15 protein-coding genes and 1 tRNA gene are annotated in these 16,371 nt (G+C 66.5%); all 16 read right to left on the reverse strand.

The window, feature by feature from the left end:
• Nucleotides 1-13: 13 nt before the first annotated feature.
• Nucleotides 14-478: a social motility and stimulation tgl protein gene (locus tag K8638_RS09165; RefSeq protein ID WP_223754057.1), complete on the reverse strand. Its 465-nt coding sequence runs from the start codon at nucleotides 476-478 to the stop codon at nucleotides 14-16.
• 32 nt (nucleotides 479-510) lie between these two features.
• Entirely contained in the window at nucleotides 511-1,224 is a 714-nt protein-coding gene (locus tag K8638_RS09170) for a hypothetical protein (protein WP_223754058.1), read from the reverse strand.
• Between the two features lie 142 nt (nucleotides 1,225-1,366).
• Nucleotides 1,367-2,119 (reverse strand): lytic transglycosylase domain-containing protein, encoded by a 753-nt coding sequence (locus K8638_RS09175; protein WP_223754059.1) that lies wholly within the window; start codon nucleotides 2,117-2,119, stop codon nucleotides 1,367-1,369.
• Nucleotides 2,116-2,466 carry a phasin family protein gene (locus tag K8638_RS09180; RefSeq protein WP_223754060.1) on the reverse strand — a complete coding sequence of 117 codons (351 nt, stop codon included), beginning with the start codon at nucleotides 2,464-2,466 and terminating at the stop codon, nucleotides 2,116-2,118. The genes K8638_RS09175 and K8638_RS09180 overlap by 4 nt, the downstream gene beginning before the upstream one ends.
• 168 nt (nucleotides 2,467-2,634) lie before the next feature.
• On the reverse strand, nucleotides 2,635-3,135 hold the full coding sequence (locus tag K8638_RS09185) for a hypothetical protein (RefSeq protein ID WP_223754061.1): 501 nt from the start codon (nucleotides 3,133-3,135) through the stop codon (nucleotides 2,635-2,637).
• Between the two features lie 221 nt (nucleotides 3,136-3,356).
• Nucleotides 3,357-7,568, reverse strand: coding sequence for a DNA-directed RNA polymerase subunit beta' (rpoC, locus tag K8638_RS09190; protein ID WP_223754062.1), 4,212 nt, complete (start codon nucleotides 7,566-7,568; stop codon nucleotides 3,357-3,359).
• A gap of 135 nt (nucleotides 7,569-7,703) precedes the next feature.
• On the reverse strand, nucleotides 7,704-11,930 hold the full coding sequence (gene rpoB, locus K8638_RS09195) for a DNA-directed RNA polymerase subunit beta (RefSeq protein WP_223754063.1): 4,227 nt from the start codon (nucleotides 11,928-11,930) through the stop codon (nucleotides 7,704-7,706).
• 178 nt (nucleotides 11,931-12,108) lie between these two features.
• Nucleotides 12,109-12,483 carry a 50S ribosomal protein L7/L12 gene (gene rplL / locus K8638_RS09200; RefSeq protein WP_223754064.1) on the reverse strand — a complete coding sequence of 125 codons (375 nt, stop codon included), beginning with the start codon at nucleotides 12,481-12,483 and terminating at the stop codon, nucleotides 12,109-12,111.
• 102 nt (nucleotides 12,484-12,585) lie between these two features.
• On the reverse strand, nucleotides 12,586-13,107 hold the full coding sequence (gene rplJ, locus K8638_RS09205) for a 50S ribosomal protein L10 (protein ID WP_169350806.1): 522 nt from the start codon (nucleotides 13,105-13,107) through the stop codon (nucleotides 12,586-12,588).
• Between the two features lie 388 nt (nucleotides 13,108-13,495).
• Entirely contained in the window at nucleotides 13,496-14,209 is a 714-nt protein-coding gene (gene rplA, locus K8638_RS09210; protein WP_223754065.1) for a 50S ribosomal protein L1, read from the reverse strand.
• Between the two features lie 36 nt (nucleotides 14,210-14,245).
• Nucleotides 14,246-14,692, reverse strand: coding sequence for a 50S ribosomal protein L11 (gene rplK, locus K8638_RS09215; protein WP_223754066.1), 447 nt, complete (start codon nucleotides 14,690-14,692; stop codon nucleotides 14,246-14,248).
• 146 nt (nucleotides 14,693-14,838) lie between these two features.
• Nucleotides 14,839-15,381, reverse strand: a complete 543-nt coding sequence (gene nusG / locus K8638_RS09220) for a transcription termination/antitermination protein NusG (RefSeq protein WP_223754067.1) — start codon at nucleotides 15,379-15,381, stop codon at nucleotides 14,839-14,841.
• On the reverse strand, nucleotides 15,381-15,824 hold the full coding sequence (secE, locus tag K8638_RS09225; RefSeq protein WP_223754068.1) for a preprotein translocase subunit SecE: 444 nt from the start codon (nucleotides 15,822-15,824) through the stop codon (nucleotides 15,381-15,383). Before secE ends, nusG begins: the two co-directional genes overlap by 1 nt.
• A gap of 102 nt (nucleotides 15,825-15,926) precedes the next feature.
• Nucleotides 15,927-16,002: transfer RNA gene (locus K8638_RS09230), tRNA-Trp, on the reverse strand.
• Nucleotides 16,003-16,026: 24 nt separating this feature from the next.
• Complete coding sequence (gene rpmG / locus K8638_RS09235; protein WP_011553120.1) at nucleotides 16,027-16,191, reverse strand: 50S ribosomal protein L33; 165 nt, start codon at nucleotides 16,189-16,191, stop codon at nucleotides 16,027-16,029.
• A gap of 102 nt (nucleotides 16,192-16,293) precedes the next feature.
• A partial coding sequence (locus K8638_RS45140) for a hypothetical protein (RefSeq protein ID WP_223754080.1) occupies nucleotides 16,294-16,371 on the reverse strand: 78 nt, incomplete at its 5' end.

The raw sequence follows: 16,371 nt of genomic DNA on the forward strand, positions 1-16,371 counted from the left end.
GTGAGGCGGGGACTCAGAAGGCGGCCAGGAAGCGGCCCAGGGTGGTGGTGACGTTCTTCTTCTCCTCGGCGCGCGCCACCACGGCGGGCACGAGCTTCGGGTCCTTGAAGAACACCGGCAGCGTCTTCAGCCACTCGTCCTGCTGGGCCGGGGGCACGGCGCGCCAGTTGGCGTCGTCCATCATGAACCCGAGCGACTCCACGAAGGCGAGCGCATCACCCTCGTCCTCGCGGTACTCGTCCGCCGTCATGTTGCGCCGGCCGGACAGGTACACCGCGCAGTCCGCGGCCTCCGCCAGGTAGAGGTACACGAAGACGGCCGCGCCCTGCCCTCCGCGGATGCCCACGACGAAGGCCTGCGCCGGCCCGGCCTGCTTGCCGGGAATGGCCACGTGCGGCGTGTTGAGCGAGGTGTGCAGCGCGAGGATCTGCTCCCGTGTGGCGGGCAGACCGCGGTAGCGCTCATCGAGGTTGAACACGGTGGTCTCCGTTGACCTGCATCCCCCACCCGTCAGCGCGTGGTGAGGGTGTACTCCTGAGTGGCGTCCTGCGTGTCCGCCGCCGTCTTCTGGAAGCGGATGAGGGGATTGTCGATCATCACGTTCCCGCCGCCCTCGTTCCCCTCGCCAATGATGACCCGGAACACGTGGTCCGGCGAGTTGCCGCGCCGCGTCCCCGCGTTCTTCCGGGCAATCAGCGTGACGTTGTTCGCCCCGGGCAGGAGGTGGCGGGTGATGTCGAGCACCACCTGGTCCTCGTTGCCGCGCAGCTTCCGCAGCCACTTGGAGTTGATGAACACGTCGATGTCGTACTCCGTCATGCCCGGCACCGTCTGCTCCGTCACCAGCCAGTAGCGCTGGGTGATGCGCGCGGGCGCGGCCGGGGCCGTGGCCACCGCCGGCACCGTCGCGCTCGTGGGAGCCGGGGTGCCCGCCGCGGGAGCCACCGGGGCCGGAGCGCCCGTCACCGGAGCCGAGGCCGCCGCCGACGCCGTGACTGGAGCCGCGGGCGCGGCCGGAGTCACCGCCGTCACGCGGGCGGCATAGCCGGGCGCGTCGATGTGGACATTGCCGGCCTCGTCGATGCGGACGGTGGCCTTCTCGAACTTCTGGTTGGTGACGCCGTCAATCTTGACGCCATTGAGGTACACGGAGCCGGCGAGAGCCCCCATGGGGGCCAGGGCCAGCGCGGCGGCGAGAGCGGTGCTCCTGAGCAGGCGGTTCATGCGGGTCACTCCTGGGAATCTCCAACAGTCCCGGGTACTTGCAACGCTTAGCGCACCCCGGGGGACGGGACAAGGCGCGCGTGTCCCCGGTTGGAGCGGCCGTGCCGCCCGGAGATTCATCCGCCGCCCGCTCGCTCCCCCATCAGGGGGCTGCCGGCTGGACGGGCTCCGGAGGCACCTCGCGCTGCGCCAGGGCCCAGTCGCCGCCCAGGCCATGGCCCTCGCGGAAGCGCCGGAAGTCCCGCCGCACGGCCCGGGGGTAGCGCTTGAAGCGCTCCAGCTCCCCCTGCTTGATGGCGGTGCGGATGCGGGTGGGGCCGGCGTTGTACGCCATCAGCGCCAGGTCCAGGTCCCCGCCAAAGCTCTTCTGCAGCGAGCGCAGGTAGCGGATGCCCAGCCGCACGCAGAGTGCGGGGTCCGCCGTCACCTCCTCGCGGGACAGCCTCAGGCCCTCCTTCTCCGCCAGGAAGTGCAGCGTGCTGGGCTTGATCTGCATCAGCCCGCGAGCCCCCTTTTCGGAGATGGCCTCCTCCTCGAAGTCGGACTCCACGTCGATGAGGGCCAGGATCAGCAGCGGGTCATACCCCGTGAGCGCGGCCTCCTCGGCGATGGCCTGCCCGAGCTGCCGGCGCAGGGTGAGGCCCAGGTCCGGGGCCCGCCGCGCCAGCACCGCGTCGATGAGGGCCGCCTCGGGCGAGGTGCTCTCCGCCGCCACCGCCTCCGGCACCACCGGCTGCACGGGGCGCTGGTCCAGCAGCGGCACCAGCCGCGCGGACACGACGAGCGCCACTCCCGCCAGCAGCGGGAGCCGGGAACAGCCGGAGCTCAGGGCGTGGAGATGTTCGAAGAGACGCCTGCCGAAAGACCTCCCGCCCGTCTGGGCGGGAGCCGTCACTTCTGCTGCTCCAGTTCCTGGATGCGCTCGGCGAGCCGGTCCAACCGCGCGCCGAACGACGCCAGCTCCTCACGGCGGGGCAGCTTCAGGCGGGTGAGCGCCAGGCGCACACGCTCCTCGACGTTGTGCTCCAGGTCTCTCCGGTGTCCGGCGAGCCGCTCCGTGAATTCGCGAGCCTGGCGCTTCACTTCCTCCTGGCTCCAGCCGGCCACCTGGGCCACGCGCTGCACGGCCCGGGAGGCTTCCTCCTCCGCCGTGTTCACCGCCAGCAGGGCCTGGCTCCAGAGCCGCTCGAAGGTCTCCGCGACAGGGTTCTTCTCTCGGGGGGCCTCGGGCTTGTTGTCCATGGGGTCTCTCCGGGAGGGTCCGCCGGGCCAGCTGGCCCGGAAAAGTCGGGGGTGGTCCAAGTAATCACACCCCCGACGTGAAGGGAACGACGGCGAGCTCCTCCCCTTTCCGCAGTCCACTCATGGAAAGGAGAGGTATCACTCTCCGTCACACACCGTGCGCCGGGCTCAGGCGCGCGGGGAGGACGAGGGGCTGCTGGCCGGCCTGGCGGCGCCGTTCGTGCCGCGGCGCACGGGCTTCAGCAGCGCGTCCACCTTGCGCGACAGCTTGGCCAGCTCCTTGTTGAGGTCCTTGAGCTGCGCCTGGCTGGCGACGCCCACCGCCTCCACGACCTTCGTCTGGAGGCCGTCCAGCCGCTTGCGCAGCTCGGTGCTGGCGGCGTCCACCTTCTTGCCCAGCTCCTTCACGCGCGGGTCCGCCAGCAGCTCACCGGCCTGCAGCTTGCCCCACAGCGCCTGGGCCTCCTTCGCCGCCTCCTGGCCGCGGCTCTCCAGCGTCTTCACGACCTTCTGGGCCTCGCCTTCCAGCTCCTCGATGCGCTTTTGCGCCACCGCGAGCTGAGCCTTCAGAAAGTTCTCCACGTTCTGCGCCAGCGCCGCCACCTTCGCGGGCTCCGCGGCGGGAGTCTCAGCGTGCTTCGCCTCGGTCGTCTCGTTCTTCGTCGTCATTACCGTCCTCCCCTATCCCGGCTCGCGCCAGGCGGTAACCAGGTGCGTCAACTTCGCGTTCAGTAATTAACGCACCGCGCCATGGAGGTCAAGCCAACCCGGCTCGAAAAACGCGAATACCTGGAGAAGAGTTAAAAAAAGAAAACCGCCGCCCCGGAGGAGTCCCGAGGCGGCGGCAGTCTTCAGCGGAGCGCCCATTCAGGGGCGGCCGGACGCGAGGCCTAGGCCGCGCCGGTCGTCTGGGTTCCCTCGGGGCGGGCGGGAGGCGGCGTCAGCGGGCCGTCGCCGTGAGTGGCGGCCAGGGCGGCCTCCATCTCCGTGACTTCGTCGGCGGGGCTCTCCACCTCGATGTCGAGGTGCTTGTAGTTCGGCAGGCCCGTGCCGGCGGGGATGAGCCGGCCCATGATGACGTTCTCCTTGAGGCCGCGCAGGTAGTCCACCTTGCCGTTGATGGCGGCCTCGGTGAGCACCTTGGTGGTCTCCTGGAAGGAGGACGCCGAGATGAACGACTCGGTGGAGAGCGAGGCCTTGGTGATGCCGAGCAGCAGCGGCTCGCCCACGGCGGGACGCTTGCCCTCGGACATGACCTTCTCGTTCTCCTCCTCGAACACCCACTTCTCCACCTGCTCGTCGACGAGGAAGTTGGTGTCGCCCACATCGGTGACGCGCACCCGGCGCAGCATCTGCCGGACGATGGTCTCGATGTGCTTGTCGTTGATCTTCACGCCCTGCAGTCGGTAGACCTCCTGCACCTCGTCCACCAGGTAGCGGGCCAGCTCCTTCTCGCCCAGCACCTTGAGGATGTCGTGCGGGTTGGCCGCGCCGTCCATCATCGCCTCGCCGGCCTTCACGCGGTCGCCGGAGTGGACGCTGATGTTCTTGCCCTTGGAGATCAGGTACTCCTTGGCCAGGTCGGTGCGCTGCTCGCCGTTCACCTCGGGGGTGATGATGAGCTTGCGCTTGCCCTTGGTGTCCTTGCCGAACGACACCACGCCGTCGATCTCGGCAATCGCCGCCGCGTCCTTCGGCTTGCGCGCCTCGAAGAGCTCGGCCACGCGGGGCAGACCGCCCGTGATGTCCTTGGTCTTCGTCGTCTCGCGCGGCACCTTGGCAATCACTTCGCCCGGGTGGATCTCATCGCCGTCGTTGACGGTGATGATGGAGCCCTGCGGCAGGAAGTAGCTCGCCGGGTTGCGGGAGCTGGGCAGGTCCTTCACGTTGCCCTGGGCGTCGCGGATGGTGACGCGCGGGCGCGCCTCCGGGTCCTTGGACTCGATGACCGTCTTGCGGGAGAGGCCCGTGACCTCGTCCAGCGTCTCGGACATCGTCACGCCTTCGATGATGTCCTCGTACCGGACGACACCACCGACCTCGGTGAGCAGCGGAATGGCGAACGGATCCCACTCGGCCACGAGCGTGCCCGGTTCAATCCGCTGCCCCTCCTTCACGAGGATGCGGGCGCCGTAGATGACCTGGTAGCGCTCGCGCTCGCGGCCCGAGTCGTCCACCACGACGAGCTCGCCGTTGCGGTTCATGGCCACCAGCGTGCCGTCCGTCTTCTGCACGGTGATGAGGCCCGCGAACTTCACCGAGCCGGCGTAGCGGTTCTCCAGGCTGGACTGCTCCGCGCGCCGCGTCGCCGCACCACCGATGTGGAAGGTGCGCATCGTGAGCTGGGTACCCGGCTCGCCGATGGACTGCGCCGCGATGACGCCGACCGCCTCACCCACGGACACCTTGCGGCCGCGGGCCAGGTCACGGCCGTAGCACTCCACGCAGATGCCGCGCTTGGCCTGGCACGTGAGCACCGAGCGGATCTTCACCTTGTCCAGGCCGCTGTTCTCGATGCGGCGGACGCGGTCCTCGTCGATCTCCTCGTTGGCGCGCACCAGCACCTCGCCCGTGACGGGGTCGAGGATGTCGTCCAGGGCCACGCGGCCCAGGATGCGCTCACCGAGCGGCTCGATGATTTCGCCGCCCTCCACCAGGGCGCCGATGAACAGGCCGTCCATGGTGCCGCAGTCGTACTCGTTGATGATGGCGTCCTGCGCCACGTCGACGAGACGGCGGGTGAGGTAACCGGAGTTGGCCGTCTTGAGCGCCGTGTCCGCGAGGCCCTTGCGGGCGCCGTGCGTGGAGATGAAGTACTGCAGCACGGAGAGGCCTTCACGGAAGTTGGCCGTGATGGGCGTCTCGATGATTTCGCCGGAGGGCTTCGCCATCAGGCCGCGCATACCCGCCAGCTGGCGGATCTGCTGGGCGCTACCACGCGCGCCCGAGTCGGCCATGATGTAGATGGGGTTGAACGACGGCTGCTTGCGCGTCTCGCGCTTGCCGTCCTTCTCGCCCGTCGTCTCCTCGCCGGAGATCTGCTGCATCATCTCCTGGGCGACCTTCTCCGTCACCTCGGCCCAGATATCGATGACCTTGTTGTAGCGCTCACCGTCGGTGATGAGGCCCTCGAGGTACTGGTTCTCGATCTCCGACACTTCCTTGCGCGCGTAGTCCAGGAACTCCTGCTTCTTCGCAGGGATGATCATGTCCTTGAGCGCGATGGAGATACCGGCGCGGGTGGCGTTGTAGTAGCCGAGGCTGCGGACGCGGTCGGCCAGCAGCACCGTCTCCTTCTCGCCGGTGAGGCGGTAGCAGAGGTCGATGAGGCCGCCGAGCGACTTCTTGTCGAGCACCTTGTTGATGGCGTCGAAGCCCACGCGGCGCGGCACCACCTCCCAGAGCAGGACGCGGCCGACGGTGGTCTCCTTCCGCTTGCCGTCGATGCGGCAGACGATCTTCGCCTGCAGGTGCACCTCGCCGTGGTCGTACGCGGCACGCACCTCGTCCGGGGAGGAGAAGACGCGGCCCTCGCCGTTGGCGAACTCGCGGGCGCGGGTCATGTAGTAGATGCCGAGCACCATGTCCTGCGTCGGGACGATGATGGGCTTGCCGTTCGCGGGGCTGAGGATGTTGTTGGTGGACATCATCAGCACGCGGGCCTCCATCTGAGCCTCGATGGAGAGCGGCACGTGCACGGCCATCTGGTCGCCGTCGAAGTCCGCGTTGAAGGCGGCGCACACCAGCGGGTGGAGCTGGATGGCCTTGCCCTCAATCAGCACGGGCTCGAAGGCCTGCATGCCCAGACGGTGCAGCGTGGGCGCGCGGTTGAGGAGCACCGGGTGCTCGCGGATGACGTCCTCGAGGATGTCCCAGACCTCGGGACGCTCCTTCTCCACCATCTTCTTCGCGGACTTGATGGTGGTGACGTACCCCTTCTCCTCGAGCTTGTTGTAGATGAACGGCTTGAACAGCTCGAGCGCCATGATCTTCGGCAGGCCGCACTGGTGCAGGCGCAGCTCGGGGCCCACCACGATGACGGAGCGGCCCGAGTAGTCCACGCGCTTGCCGAGCAGGTTCTGACGGAACCGGCCCTGCTTGCCCTTGAGCATGTCGGAGAGCGACTTCAGCGGCCGCTTGTTGGGGCCCGTAATCGTCTTCCCGCGGCGGCCGTTGTCGAACAGCGCGTCCACGGCCTCCTGCAGCATCCGCTTCTCGTTGCGGATGATGATGTCCGGGGCGTTGAGCTCCTGGAGCCGCTTGAGGCGGTTGTTGCGGTTGATGACGCGGCGGTACAGGTCGTTCAGGTCGGAGGTCGCGAAGCGGCCGCCGTCCAGGGGGACCAGGGGACGCAGGTCCGGCGGAATCACCGGAATCACGTCCAGCATCATCCACTCCGGCTTGTTGCCGGACGAGCGGAACGCCTCGGCCACCTTCAGGCGCTTGGCGTACTTCTTCCGCTTGGCCTCGCTGGACGTCTCACGCATGTCCTTGCGGAGCTCCTCGGCCAGCTTCTCCACGTCCAGCGCCTTGAGCATCTCGCGGACGGCCTCGCCGCCCATGCCCGCGGTGAAGGAGTCCTCACCGTGCTCCTGGAAGAGCCGGTGCATCTTCTCCTCGCTGATGAGCTCGCCCTTCTGCAGGGGCGTCGCCTTCGGGTCGAGGACGATGTAGCTCTCGCAGTAGAGGACCTTCTCCAGCTCCTTCAGGGTGATGTCGAGCAGGTTGCCGATGCGGCTCGGCAGCGACTTGAGGAACCAGATGTGGGCCACGGGCGTGGCCAGGGTGATGTGGCCCAGGCGCTCACGGCGCACCTTGGACTGGATGACCTCCACGCCGCACTTCTCGCACACCACGCCACGGTGCTTCATGCGCTTGTACTTGCCGCAGTTGCACTCGTAGTCCTTCACCGGCCCGAAGATGCGGGCGCAGAAGAGGCCGTCCCGCTCGGGCTTGAAGGTGCGGTAGTTGATGGTCTCCGGCTTCTTCACCTCGCCGTGAGACCACTGGCGGATCTTGTCGGGCGACGCCAGCGCGATGCGGATGGCGTTGAACGACAGCGGGTCCTTCGGCTTCTCGAAGAAGTTGAAAATGTCCTTCACGTTGCCTCCGAAATCTCGTGAGGCGACCCCCTCACAGGGTCGCCAGCTGATTCGGGCCCCCGCCCCGGACCCGGCCGCGCCCTCCCCTCTTGCCGGGGAGGCGGGCGGCCGGTCAGGCGGGCGCACCGGCTAGAATCAGGCCTCGGTCCCCGTCTTGCGCTCCTCGCCGTCACCACCGCCGAGGAAGTCGCCTCCGAAGCTGCGCTGCCGCTCCGGCGGAGCGCTCTCCAGCAGCTCCACGTCGAGCGCCAGGGACTGGAGCTCCTTGAGGAGCACGTTGAACGACTCGGGCAGGCCGCTCTCGAGGACGTTGTCGCCCTTGACGATGGCCTCGTACATGCGCGTGCGGCCCACCACGTCGTCCGACTTGACGGTGAGGAACTCCTGCAGCGTGTACGCCGCGCCGTAGGCCTCCATCGCCCACACTTCCATCTCTCCCAGACGCTGGCCGCCGAACTGGGCCTTGCCGCCCAGGGGCTGCTGCGTGACGAGCGAGTAGGGCCCGATGGAGCGGGCGTGGATCTTCTCGTCCACCAGGTGGTGCAGCTTCAGCATGTACATGACACCCACGGTGACGTTCTGGTCGAACGGCTCACCAGTGCGCCCGTCGAAGAGCACCATCTGGCCCGTGCGGGGCAGGTGGCCCTCGTCGAGCAGCTTGTGGATCTCCGTCTCCTGCGCGCCGTCGAACACCGGCGTCGCCACGTGGATGCCGCGCTTGGAGCGGCGGCAGAGCTGCACCACTTCCTCGTCGCTGAGGCTGTCGAGGAACTCGCCGAACTTCGGGTCGTCGTAGATGACCTTGAGCCGCTCCTTGATGGCCGCGGAGCTCCAGTTGGCCTCCACGTACTGCTGGAGCGCCTCGCCGGTGCCCTTGGCCGCCCAGCCCAGGTGCGTCTCGAGGATCTGCCCGATGTTCATGCGGCTGGGCACGCCGAGCGGGTTGAGGACGATGTCCACCGGACGCCCGTCCTCCAGGTACGGCATGTCCTCCTCGGGGAGGATGCGGGACACGACGCCCTTGTTTCCATGGCGGCCGGCCATCTTGTCGCCCACGGCCAGCTTGCGCTTGATGGCGACGTACACCTTCACCATCTTGATGACGCCCGGCGGCAGCTCGTCGCCCTTCTTGATGCGGGCGATCTTCTCGCCGAAGGCCAGCTTCACGGCCTCCTTCGTCTCCTCCAGGTTGCGGAGGATGTCGCGCATGCGGGAGTCGAGCGGGTCGCCGACGGAGATCTCACCCCAGTACTTGAAGGGCACCGTGGAGAGCAGCTCGTCGTTGAGGATGTCCCCCTTCTTCAGGAGGATCTTCCCCTTGTCGTCCACGAGCTTGCCCTGGACCTCCTTGCCGCGCACCAGCGCGCGGATGCGGCCGAAGGCGCTGTCCTGGAGGACCTTGATCTCGTCGTTCTGGTCCTTGAGGAGCTTCGCCTCCTCCATGGACTCGATCTGCTTGGCGCGCTCGTCCTTCTCCACGCCCTTGCGGCTGAACACCTTGGCGTTGATGACGGTGCCCACCACGCCCGGCGGCACGCGCAGGGAGCTGTCACGCACGTCGCCGGCCTTCTCGCCGAAGATGGCGCGCAGCAGCTTCTCTTCCGGAGACAGCTGCGTCTCGCCCTTCGGGGTGATCTTGCCCACCAGCACGTCGCCGGGCTTCACCTCGGCGCCGATGCGGATGATGCCGCTCTCGTCCAGGTCCTTGAGGGCCTCCTCACCCACGTTCGGGATGTCGCGGGTGATCTCCTCCTTGCCCAGCTTGGTGTCGCGCGCGATGCACTCGAACTCCTCGATGTGGATCGACGTGAAGACGTCGTCCTTGAGGATGCGCTCGCTGATGAGGATGGAGTCCTCGAAGTTGTAGCCCTGCCACGGCATGAACGCCACGACGACGTTCTGCCCCAGCGCCAGCTCACCCGTCTCGGTGGCCGGGCCGTCGGCGATGACGTCACCCTTCTTCACCTTGTCGCCCTTGCTGACGATGGGCTTCTGGTTGAGGCAGGTGTTCTGGTTGGAGCGCTGGTACTTGAGGAGGTTGTAGATGTCGACCTCGCTCGTGACGTCGCTCAGGTTGGCCGGCACGTCCGCCTTCACCACGATGCGGCCGGCGTCCACGCTCTCCACCACGCCGTCGCGGCGGGCCACGCACGTCACGCCCGAGTCGCGCGCGACGATGGCCTCGATGCCCGTGCCCACCAGCGGGGCCGCCGTGCGCAGCAAGGGCACCGCCTGGCGCTGCATGTTGGAGCCCATGAGCGCGCGGTTCGCGTCGTCGTTCTCCAGGAAGGGGATGAGCGACGCGGCCACCGACACCAGCTGGTTCGGGGACACGTCCATCAGGTCCACGTCCTCGGCGCGAGCCTGGACGAACTCACCGCCGCGGCGGCTGGATACCAGCGCGTTGAGGAACTTGCCCTTCTTGTCCGTCTCCGCGTTCGCCTGGGCGATGGTGTGCTTCTCCTCCTCGAGCGCCGAGTAGAAGGCCACATCCGTCGTCACCACGCCCGCTTCCACCTTGCGGTACGGCGTCTCCACGAAGCCGAACTCGTTGACGCGGGCGTACGTGGACAGCGACGCGATGAGGCCGATGTTCGGACCTTCCGGCGTCTCGATGGGGCAGATGCGGCCGTAGTGCGTCGGGTGCACGTCGCGCACCTCGAAGCCCGCGCGCTCGCGGGTGAGGCCGCCGGGCCCGAGGGCGGACAGGCGCCGCTTGTGCGTCACCTCGGACAGGGGGTTCGTCTGGTCCATGAACTGCGACAGCTGGCTGGACCCGAAGAACTCCTTGATGACCGCCGTGACGGGCTTGGCGTTGATGAGGTCGTGCGGCATGAGCGTCTCGATCTCCTGGAGGCTCATGCGCTCCTTGATCGCCCGCTCCATGCGCACCAGGCCGATGCGGTACTGGTTCTCCAGCAGCTCGCCCACCGCGCGGACGCGGCGGTTGCCCAGGTGGTCGATGTCGTCGATGGTCCCCTTGCCGTTCTTCAGGTCGATCAGGTAGCGGATCACCTCGAGGATGTCCCGCTTGGTGAGGATCTGCCCGTCGAGCGGCTCCTCGAGGCCGAACTTGAAGTTCAGCTTGAGGCGGCCGACCTTGGACAGGTCGTAGCGCTCGGGGTTGAAGAACAGGTTGGTGAAGAGGTTGATCGCCGTCTCGGGCGTCGGGGGATCGCCCGGGCGCAGGCGCCGGTAGATCTCCATGATGGCCTGCTCGGGCGTCTCGATCTTGTCCAGCATCAACGTCTCACGCAGGTACGGACCCACGTTGAGGTTGTCGATGAAGAGGACCTTGAACTCCTTGATGTTGCGCTTGAGGAGCTCGTCGACCTTGTCCTGGGAGACCTCCTCGTTGCACTCGAGGATGACCTCGCCGGTGTTCTCGTCCACCACGTCGTAGGCGGACACCTTGGTGAAGAGCTCGTCCGCGTCGATGGGGAGCGTCTTCATCTTCGCCGCTTCCAGCTTCTTGATGGCGGCGCGGGTGAACTTGCGGTTCTTCTTGACGATGAGCTCGCCCGTCTTCGTCTTGATGTCGCGCGTGGCGCGCTGCCCGGGGAGCAGCTCCAGCTCGACGCTCTTCTCGAAGTCGGTGCCACTCTGGAGGTAGATGGTCTCCGTGGCGTAGTAGTAGTTGAGGATCTCCTCGGTGGAGCCCTTGAACTCCAGCGGGTTCTTCTTCGCGGTGTCACCCACGGCGCCCAGCGCGCGGATGAGCACGGTGGCCGGCAGCTTGCGGCGCCGGTCGATGCGCACGTACAGCAGGTCCTTGTGGTCGAACTCGAAGTCGATCCACGAGCCGCGGTAGGGAATGATGCGGGCGTTGTAGAGCAGCTTGCCGGACGAGTGGCTCTTGCCCTTGTCGTGGTCGAAGAAGGCACCCGGGCTGCGGTGCAACTGGCTCACCACCACGCGCTCGGTACCGTTGATGATGAAGGTACCGTTCTGGGTCATCAGCGGGATTTCCCCGAAGTAGACCTCCTGCTCCTTCACGTCGCGGATGGACTGCGCGCCCGTCTCCTCGTCCTTGTCCCAGACGACCAGGCGCACGACGACCTTGATGGGCGCCGAGTAGGTCATGCCACGCTGGTGGCACTCGTCGACGTCGTACTTCGGCTTCTCCAGGTGGTAGCTGACGAACTCCAGCGAGGAGGTCTCGTTGAAGTCGCGAATCGGGAAGACGGACTTGAAAACACCCTGAAGACCGATGTCCTCACGCTTCTCCGGCGCGATGTCCGCCTGGAGGAACTTCTCGTAGGACTGCTTCTGGATGTTGATAAGATTGGGAATGTCGATGATCTTCGCGATCTTCGCGAAGGTCTTCCGCACGCGGAAATTGTTCTGGATCTGCGTCGGCATTCTGGCTCCGGGGACGACTGCTCGGGCGGGCAAACATCAGTAACGCGCGGCGGCGCCGGGAAATTTGTAACTGTCAAATGGGCAAAGCCGGCGTCCCCCTTGCTGGGAGCGCCGGCCTGCTCATCCGGTCAGGAAGCTGCCTGGAAATTCCCGGAATACCTGGCAGCCCCTGTCTGAACTACTTGATGTCGACGGTGGCGCCAGCCGCGACGAGCTGGTCCTTGATCTTCTTGGCGTCGTCCTTGTTGACGCCCTCCTTGACCGTCTTGGGCGCGCCCTCGACCAGGTCCTTGGCCTCCTTCAGGCCCAGGCCGGTGATGGCGCGGATCTCCTTGATGACGTTGATCTTGTTGGCGCCGGCGTTGGACAGCACCACCGTGAACTCCGTCTTCTCCTCGACAGGAGCGGCGGCGGCCGCGGCGGCCGGGCCGGCGGCCACGGCGACGGCGGCGGCGGAGACGCCCCACTTGTTCTCGAGCTGCTTCACCAGCTCCGCCGCCTCCATGACGGTCAGCGCGGAGAGCTGGTCAACGATCGCATTCAGGTCAGCCATTGAACTGTGTCCTTCTGGTTTCGACTAACGGCCACCCCGCCCACGGGAGAGGTACGGCCGAAGAGGTGTTGGTAGCAATACTTCTCGGATGAATCAGGGAAACTACCCCTGCGGCTTGTCCACGTGGGCCTGCAGCACCCGCGCGAGCTGCGACCCGGGGGCCGCGATGGTCCGGACCAGCTTGCCTGCCGGCTGGTTCAGCATGCCCAGCAGCTGGGCGCGCAGCTCCGGCAGACCCGGCATCTTCGCCAGGGCCTTCACGCCGTTGACGTCGACCTTCTTCCCGTCGACAACGGCGGTGCGGATCTTGATCTTGTCCTCGAGGTCCTTCGCGAACTCGGTCAGGATCTTCGCCGGGGCCACCACATCGCCGTAGCTGATGCACAGGGCCACGGGGCCCGTGAAGTCATCGGCGATGACCGACACGGACGTGCCCTGCGCCGCACGGCGCGCCAGCGTGTTCTTGATGACCTTGTACTCGACGCCGCCCTCACGGAACTTCTTGCGCAGCTTCGTCACCGTCTCCACATCGACCTTGGAGAACTCGGCGACGATGGCCGTCTTGGTCCGCGAGAACTTCTCGTGGAGCTCCTTGATCATCTCTTCCTTCTCGCTCTTCAGCACTTTGACTCACCTCCTTACTGGCCCGTCCATCCGGACGGGCGTGATGCCTGGGCCAAAGTGGCAGAGCGAGAGGAGCCTCCGAGAGGCACCACACCGCACCCTCAGTCTCGGCAGGGCTGACCTTACGGTCGTTTGAACCCGGGGTGGAAAGAACGGCCCCGACCGGTTGCCCGGTTCCCAACGGGAGACGCTCCACCGCCCCTGGTCCCTGCTGTCATGAACCAGGTCGGAACGCCCCGTCTCGCGACGTGGCGCTCCAATTGCAAAGCCGGGGGCCTATACCCCCGGCTTCAGCAAAGATCCAGAACTTTCGAACCTGTGACGTCAGACAGGCGGCACGTCTGACAACCCCGTCGGGGGTGTCACGGCCGCCTGCCCTCCAGGGCGCCTAGCGGTGGCGCGCCAGGATTTCCGTGGTGTCGAGCTTGATGCCCGGCCCCATCGTCGTGGAGATGGCGATGCCCTGCAGGTAGACGCCCTTGGCGGTGGCCGGCTTGAGCTTCATCACCAGGTCCACCAGCGCGTTGAAGTTGGCCTCGAGCTTGTCCTGGTCGAAGGAGGCCTTGCCCATCTTCGCGTGGACGATGCCGGCCTTCTCCGCGCGGAAGTCGACCTTACCGCCCTTGGCGTCGCGAACGGCCTTGGCGACGTCCATGGTGACGGTGCCGACCTTCGGGTTCGGCATGAGGCCGCGGGGGCCGAGCACCTTACCGAGGCGACCGACGACACCCATCATGTCCGGGGTGGCGATGACGGTGTCGAAGTCGAGGAAGCCCTCCTCGATGCGCTTCTGGAGGTCCTCGGCGCCCACGATGTCCGCGCCGGCGTTGCCGGCCTCGGTGGCGCGCTCACCCTTGGCGAACACGGCCACGCGCACGGTGGCGCCGGTGCCGTGCGGGAGCACCACGGCGCCACGGACCATCTGGTCCGCGTGCTTCGGGTCCACGCCCAGGTTGATGGCCACGTCCACCGTCTGGTCGTACTTGGTGCCGCGGGCCTCCACGGTCTTCTTCAGGAGCGCGAAGCCCTCGGAGACGGGGTAGCGCTTCTCGCGGTCCACCAGCGCGGTGGCCGCACGGAACTTCTTCCCATTCTGAGCCATGACAGAAATCCTTGTCGTGAGTGGGTGGGCGGCGGCCTAGCCGACGACGTCGATGCCCATGGAGCGCGCGGTGCCGGCAATGGTGTTCATGCAGGCCTCGAGCGACGCGGCGGTGGTGTCCTGGATCTTCTTCTTCGCGATGTCCTCGAGCTGGGCGCGGGTGATCTGCCCGACCTTCTCCTTGCCCGGCTTCTTCGCGCCCGAACCCTTCTTCTTCTCGGTGTGCAGACCCGCGGCCTTCTTGATGAGGATGGCCGCCGGCGGCGTCTTCAGGATGAAGGTGAAGGAGCGGTCCTGATACACGGTGATGATCACCGGGATGATCAGTCCCTCCTTGGCCTCGGCCTGCGTCTTGGCGTTGAACTGCTTGCAGAACTCCATGATGTTCACGCCCTGCTGACCGAGCGCGGGGCCGATCGGCGGAGCGGGGTTCGCCTTGCCGGCGGGAATCTGCAGCTTGACCTGTCCTGTGACCTTCTTCATCGGCTGACGACTGCCTTTCGAGGGGGTGGTACGGGCGGGCCGCCAGACGGGGAGGCCCTCCCACCCATGGTTCCGCGCCCTTCACGGGCACGGAAAACGAGCGCGGCGTGTCCTACCTGGAGGACACGCCGCGAACAACACCTGATTCAGCCGGTGGTCTTCTCCACCTGCATGAAGTCCAGCTCCACGGGGGTGGCGCGGCCGAAGATGCTCACCAGCACCTTCACGCGGCCCTTCTCCGCGTTGACCTCCTCGACGGTGCCGTTGAAGTTGGCGAACGGGCCGTCGATGACGCGCACCGTGTCGCCCTCGTCGAACTGCACCTTGGGCTTCGGCTTGAGCGTGCCCTCGGAGATCTGCGACGTGAGCCGGGCCACCTCCTGGTCGGAGATGGGCAGCGGATTCTGGTTCTGCCCCGTGCCGGGGAAGCCGGTGATCTTGGGCGTGTTCTTCACCAGGTGGAGCGTCCGGTCATTCAGCTCCATCTGCACGAAGATGTAGCCGGGGAAGAACTTGCGGCGAGACGTCTTCTTCTCGCCCTTCACCATCTCGACGACCTGCTCCATCGGAATCAGGATTTCGCCGAACTGGTCCTGGAGACCCTCGAGACGGATCTTCTCCTCCAGGCTCTTCTTCGCCTGGTTCTCGAAGTTCGAGTAGGTGTGGACCACGTACCATTTCATCGCCATTACAGCTTCCCCCACACGGCGGGTAGCCAATCCACCATCAAGCTGTAGGCGATGGTGTCGATGAAGAAGAGGACCACCGCGGCGACGAGCGAGGCGACGACCACGGCCATGGTCGATGCCCGGGTCTCCGACCAGGTGGGCCAGGTGACCTTCATCAGCTCCGAGGCCACGTCCAGCGAGAGCGCGTGGGTGCGCGGATGGAAGTACGCACCGAGCGTCAGCCCCACGGCGAGCAGGTAGCCGACCAGCGTGGACACCTTCCAGTCCAGGCCCTCGATGAGGATGGGGTCGCCCCAGCCGAACCGCGCCCACAGCAACCCGAAGACGCGCTCCAGGAAGAGGGCCAGGATGATGCCGGCGAGGAGATAGAAGATGACCACGAGCCGCTTCGGGTCCATTGCCGAGCGGTTAGCCTGCTGGCTGGCTTCTGATGCCGTCGCCATGGTGCCTCACGGGGTACTACGGATGCGGTAAATGTGGGACTGCGAAAACACAGGAACCCCCGGTACCTCCAGGTACCGGGGGCTCCCGCTCCCACTGAGAGTTGGCAGGCCAGGAGGGATTCGAACCCCCAACACGCGGATTTGGAGACCGCTGCTCTACCGTTGGAGCTACTGGCCTAGAACCTTCCCTGGAACTACCGACCTAGACCTTACCTTCCTTGTGGTCCTGATGCTTGCGGCAACGAGGGCAGAACTTGCTCAGCTCGAGCTTGTCCTGGCTCTTCCGCTTGTTCTTCGTGGTCGTGTAGTTCCGCTCCTTGCACACAGTGCACTCGAGCGAAATGATGGAACGATTGCCCTTCGGCATGACTTACCTCATCAGACACGGAAGGGGAAGGCTACCACGAAGGCGCCCTCCCCTCGGAGTCCGGCATGTGGTGCCAGGCGGCCCTGGGGCCGCCCAGGCATGTTACTCGATGATCTCCGCCACGACGCCGGCGCCCACCGTGCGGCCGCCCTCGCGAACGGCGAAGCGCAGCTCCTTCTC

Source organism: Myxococcus sp. RHSTA-1-4 (assembly GCF_020037125.1).
Classification (GTDB): domain Bacteria; phylum Myxococcota; class Myxococcia; order Myxococcales; family Myxococcaceae; genus Myxococcus.

What these genes read in the sequence shown, in the direction of transcription:
- rplL (WP_223754064.1), bottom strand. Translation starts at nt 12,483, where the DNA reads ATGGCTGACCTGAATGCGATCGTTGACCAGCTCTCCGCGCTGACCGTC.
- K8638_RS09170 (WP_223754058.1), bottom strand. Translation starts at nt 1,224, where the DNA reads ATGAACCGCCTGCTCAGGAGCACCGCTCTCGCCGCCGCGCTGGCCCTG.
- secE (WP_223754068.1), bottom strand. Translation starts at nt 15,824, where the DNA reads ATGGCGACGGCATCAGAAGCCAGCCAGCAGGCTAACCGCTCGGCAATG.
- rplA (WP_223754065.1), bottom strand. Translation starts at nt 14,209, where the DNA reads ATGGCTCAGAATGGGAAGAAGTTCCGTGCGGCCACCGCGCTGGTGGAC.
- K8638_RS09180 (WP_223754060.1), bottom strand. Translation starts at nt 2,466, where the DNA reads ATGGACAACAAGCCCGAGGCCCCCCGAGAGAAGAACCCTGTCGCGGAG.
- nusG (WP_223754067.1), bottom strand. Translation starts at nt 15,381, where the DNA reads ATGGCGATGAAATGGTACGTGGTCCACACCTACTCGAACTTCGAGAAC.
- K8638_RS09185 (WP_223754061.1), bottom strand. Translation starts at nt 3,135, where the DNA reads ATGACGACGAAGAACGAGACGACCGAGGCGAAGCACGCTGAGACTCCC.
- rpmG (WP_011553120.1), bottom strand. Translation starts at nt 16,191, where the DNA reads ATGCCGAAGGGCAATCGTTCCATCATTTCGCTCGAGTGCACTGTGTGC.
- rpoB (WP_223754063.1), bottom strand. Translation starts at nt 11,930, where the DNA reads ATGCCGACGCAGATCCAGAACAATTTCCGCGTGCGGAAGACCTTCGCG.
- rplK (WP_223754066.1), bottom strand. Translation starts at nt 14,692, where the DNA reads ATGAAGAAGGTCACAGGACAGGTCAAGCTGCAGATTCCCGCCGGCAAG.